Source organism: Micromonospora sp. NPDC048170 (assembly GCF_040652795.1).
Lineage (GTDB): Bacteria > Actinomycetota > Actinomycetes > Mycobacteriales > Micromonosporaceae > Micromonospora.
Genome location: NZ_JBEZMR010000066.1, coordinates 1 through 3876, shown reverse-complemented (window position 1 = coordinate 3876; position 3876 = coordinate 1). Strand labels below are relative to the sequence as shown.

Genomic DNA, 3876 nt, shown 5'->3' with positions numbered 1-3876 from the left:
GGTGGTGGCGGATGTGCGGTGGGATCGGTTTGTGTCGTCGTTTACGGCGTTGCGTCCGTCTCGGTTGTTTGCCGAGATCCCCGAAGCACAGTCCGCGATCGAGGCAGCGGCCCACGCCGGCCCCACCGACCAGGCCTCCGCACTTCGCGAGCGGCTCGCGCCCCTGACGGCACCGGAGGTCGAGGCGTCGCTCCTGGATCTCGTACGGTCCCAGGTGGCGGCGGTGCTCGGCCACGCCACGGTGGAGGCGGTGCCGCCGGACCGGGCGTTCCAGCGTCTCGGCTTCGACTCGCTCACCGCCGTCGAGCTGCGCAACCGGCTGACCGCCGAGACGGGTCTCGCACTGCCCTCCACCCTGGTCTTCGACCACCCGACGCCGGCCGCCCTCGTCACCTTCATCCGGGAGGCCGTGCTCGGCGCCTCGGGTGCCGCGCCGGCCGCCCCCAGGGTCACCGCGGTGGACGACGATCCGATCGTGATCGTCGGAATGGGCTGCCGCCTTCCGGGTGGCGTCGGATCGCCGGACGAGCTGTGGCAACTGCTCGCCGCGGGACGCGACGGCATCTCCGAGTTCCCCCTCGACCGGGGCTGGGACAGCTTCCTCGGCAGCGGCCTGTCCGACACGTCCTTCGTCCGTAGGGGCGGCTTCGTCTACGACGCCGGTGAGTTCGACGCCGAGTTCTTCGGCATCTCACCGCGCGAGGCGCTGGCGATGGATCCGCAGCAGCGGCTGCTGCTGGAGACGTCGTGGGAGGCGATCGAGTCGGCGGGCATCGACCCGACCAGCCTGAAGGGCGGCGCGGTCGGCGTCTTCGCCGGTGCCAGCTTCCAGGGGTACGCCAGCGGGTCGGTGGGCCGGGCGCAGGAGGTCGGCGGCCACCTGCTCACCGGCAACGCGACCAGCGTGTTGTCGGGCCGGGTGTCGTACTCGTTCGGCTTCGAGGGGCCGGCGGTGACGGTGGACACGGCGTGTTCGTCGTCGCTGGTGGCGCTGCACCTGGCGGCGCAGGCGCTGCGGTCGGGGGAGTGCGACCTGGCCCTCGCGGGCGGTGTCTGCGTCATGGCGTCTCCGGCCACCTTCGCCGAATTCTCGATCCAGGGCGGGCTGTCGGCCGACGGCCGGTGCCGGTCGTTCTCGGACGACGCGGACGGCACGGGCTGGTCCGAGGGCGTGGGCGTGCTGCTGGTGCAGCGGTTGTCGGACGCGCGGCGCGAGGGCCGGCGGGTCCTGGCGGTGGTACGTGGCACGGCGGTGAACCAGGACGGCGCCTCGAACGGTTTGACGGCGCCGAACGGCCCGTCGCAGCAGCGGGTGATCCGGCAGGCCCTCGCGTCGGCAGGGCTGTCGGCCGGGGATGTGGACGTCGTCGAGGCGCACGGCACCGGCACCAGGCTCGGTGACCCGATCGAGGCGCAGGCGCTGCTGGCGACGTACGGGCAGGGTCGCGGCGAGGCTGCGCCGCTGCTCCTCGGCTCGGTGAAGTCGAACATCGGTCACACGCAGGCGGCTGCCGGGGCTGCGGGGATCATCAAGATGATCTTGGCGATGCGCTCGGGCGTGGTGCCGGCGTCGTTGCACGTGGACGAGCCGTCGTCGCATGTGGACTGGTCGTCGGGTGCGGTGGAGTTGGTGACCCAGTCACGGGAGTGGCCGGCGGTGGGGCGTCCGCGTCGGGCGGGGGTGTCGTCGTTCGGCATCTCCGGCACGAACGCCCACGTGATCCTGGAACAGCCCGAGTCGGCGCTCGACGTGGTGCCGACGGCACCGCCGGTGGTGACGGCCGGTGAACCTGAGGCCGCTACCGAACTCTCGGCTGGGGAGTTCGTCTCGCAGCCCGTCGGGGGTGCGACCGTGGCGTTGCCGGTGCCGTGGGTGGTGTCGGGGCGGTCGGAGCGGGGTCTGGTGGGTCAGGCGGCGCGGTTGGCGTCGTTCGTGGGGGGCCGTTCCGATCTTGCGGTGTCGGATGTGTCCTGGTCGTTGGTGGTGTCGCGGGCGGCGTTGGAGCATCGGGCGGTGGTGTGGGGCAGTTCGGTCGAGGAGCTGACGGCGGGCTTGACGGCGGTTGCCGAGGGCCGGTCGTCGGGTGTGGTGTCGGTGGGTCGTCGGGCGGTGTTGTTCACGGGTCAGGGTTCGCAGCGCGTCGGTATGGGCCGCGAGTTGTACGACGTGTTCCCGGTGTTCGCGTCGGCGTTCGACGAGGTGTGTGGGCGGTTCGACGGTTTGTTGCCGCGTGCGTTGCGGGAGGTGGTGTTCGCGGAGGCGGGTTCGCCCGAGGCGGGTCTGTTGGACCAGACGGTGTTTGCGCAGGCGGGGTTGTTTGCGGTCGAGGTGGCGTTGTGGGAGTTGCTCGCGTCGTGGGGTGTGCGGGCGGACTTTGTGGCCGGTCATTCGATCGGTGAGGTGAGTGCCGCCTACGTGGCGGGGATGTTGTCGCTGTCGGATGCGTGTGTGTTGGTGGCGGCGCGGGGTCGGTTGATGCAGGCGTTGCCGGCTGGTGGGGTGATGGCGGCGGTCGGTGCGCCGGAGGAGTTGGTTGGTGAGCTGATCGAGGCGTCGGGTGCGGCGGTGGATATCGCGGCGGTGAATGGTCCGGCGTCGGTGGTGGTGTCGGGTGCGGCGGTCGAGGTCGCGGCGGTGGTGGCGGCCTCCCGTGAGCGGGGTTGGCGGGTGAAGGAGCTGTCGGTCAGTCACGCGTTCCATTCGCGGTTGATGGATCCGATGTTGGGCGAGTTCGCGGCGGTGGTGGCGGGGCTGGACTGGCAGCCGCCGAGGATTCCGGTGGTGTCGAACGTGACCGGCAACGTGGCCGACGCCGCAGAGATCACCGATCCGCAGTACTGGGTGCGGCACGTGCGGCAGCCGGTGCGGTTCGCCGACGGGGTGGCGGCTCTGCGCGAGCAGGGTGCGGACACCTTCCTGGAGGTCGGCCCGGACGCCGTCCTCACCGCCATGGCCGCCGAGGCGGAAGCGGCCGACGACGTGCGGTACGTCGCCACGCTGCGCCGGAACCAGTCCGACGTCACCGCCCTCACCGCCGCCGTCGGGCAGTTGTGGATCGCGGGTGTGCCGGTCGACTGGGCGGCGTACCACCGTCAGACCGGTGCCCGGCCGCGCGTGGTGGACCTGCCCACGTACGCCTTCGAGCGGCGGCGCTACTGGCTGGAGGACTCCCGGCCCGGCCCGGCTCCGGAGAGCGCCCACGCCCCGTCCGACGAGCAGTTCTGGGCGGCGGTCGAGTCCGGGGACCTCGGCGTGCTGGGCGACGAGTTGGCGGTGGGCGCGGACGAGCCGTCCACGGCGCTGCTGCCCAAGCTCGCCCGTTGGCGGCGGGCGACGCAGCAGCGGGCCGCTGTGGACTCCTGGCGGTACCAGGCGACGTGGCGTACGGCCGAGGTGCCGGAGTCCGCGACGCTGGCGGGGACCTGGCTGCTGCTGATGGCGCCGGGGCAGCAGGACGACCCGGTGGCCGTGGCGTTGGCGGCGCGGGCCGACCGGGTGGTCCCGGTGCTGGTCCCGGCCGGCGCGGACCGGTACGCGGTGGCGCAGCTGCTGCGGGAGGCGATGGGGACCGACTGCCGGGACGCCGACCTGGTGTCCCTGCTGTCCCTGGCCGATCCGCGGGAGCTGTCCACGGTTCCGGCCGTCGCCGAGGTGTCGACGGCGCTGGCGGTGGCGCAGGCGCTGGCCGAGGTCGGTGGGACGGGCCGGCTGTGGTGGTTGACGCGTGGGGCGGTGTCCGTCGGCGGCTCCGACGTGCTGACTGACGTCGCGGGTTCCGCGGTGTGGGGTTTGGGTCGGGTGGTGGGTTTGGAGTTGCCGTTGCGGTGGGGTGGGTTGGTGGATTTGCCGGTGGTGGTGGGTGGTGGTGTGTGGGG

1 pseudogene is annotated in these 3876 nt (G+C 72.3%); it reads left to right on the top strand.

From position 1 onward, the window contains the following. Positions 1-199: 199 nt before the first annotated feature. Positions 200-3876, top strand: a pseudogene (locus AB0D32_RS32610) (beta-ketoacyl synthase N-terminal-like domain-containing protein); the annotation flags it as partial.